This window comes from Thiolapillus sp. (genome assembly GCF_048562965.1).
Taxonomy (GTDB): domain Bacteria; phylum Pseudomonadota; class Gammaproteobacteria; order Chromatiales; family Chromatiaceae; genus Thiolapillus; species Thiolapillus brandeum_A.
Genome location: NZ_JBHNMF010001551.1, coordinates 1 through 563 on the forward strand (window position 1 = coordinate 1; position 563 = coordinate 563).

Below are 563 nucleotides of genomic sequence, written 5' to 3' on the forward strand. Positions count from 1 at the left end.
GGATGCTGGAATACAACGAAGAGCGAGATCACGACAGTCTCGGTGGGATGACACCCATTGAGGCCCTTGAAAAGGCCAGAATCTCTACTTTTGAGCTGTCCACTTGACGGGGAAGCTTACGTCCGCTGTTGTTAACAGTTCGTTGTTGTTCATATAATTGTCCGTCGCTTATGTTCGCTGTTGTTTATTCGCCTACTTGATAATATATCAATAACTGACAGCACCTATTTTTAGGGTTCTTTTTTACGTTTGCGGTTTTTGTGGGTTTGTTTGCTGGGAGTCAGGAACTCCCGCCGAGCGGCGGGAGGTTTTTCTGGTTGCCGGTGCCGGTAATCGGCGGGACGTTTATCCCCTCGATGGAAGGGATCATTACCGCGTTTCAGACCGCGTTTCAGGTAAATAATGCGCTTCACGCGGTTCATCCCCACGGGTGTGGGGAACTCCTTCGCTGCCAGCCATGGAGAGCGAAGCGAAGGCTGGTAGACCCCAGTAGCCGCGAGGCCGCACTGCTTACCCGTCGTGCGCATAGCGCCAGAGGGGAAGCAAAGTAGGCATCCAAACGC

1 protein-coding gene is annotated in these 563 nt (G+C 52.6%); it reads right to left on the reverse strand.

Annotated elements, in window-relative coordinates; genetic code table 11:
- Positions 1-230 precede the first annotated feature (230 nt).
- Positions 231-527 (reverse strand): hypothetical protein, encoded by a 297-nt coding sequence (locus ACOCD2_RS25450; protein WP_293650670.1) that lies wholly within the window; start codon positions 525-527, stop codon positions 231-233.
- Positions 528-563: the final 36 nt, after the last annotated feature.

Excerpts from the sequence above, each read along its gene's own strand:
- ACOCD2_RS25450 (WP_293650670.1), bottom strand. The coding sequence starts at position 527 with ATGCGCACGACGGGTAAGCAGTGCGGCCTCGCGGCTACTGGGGTCTAC.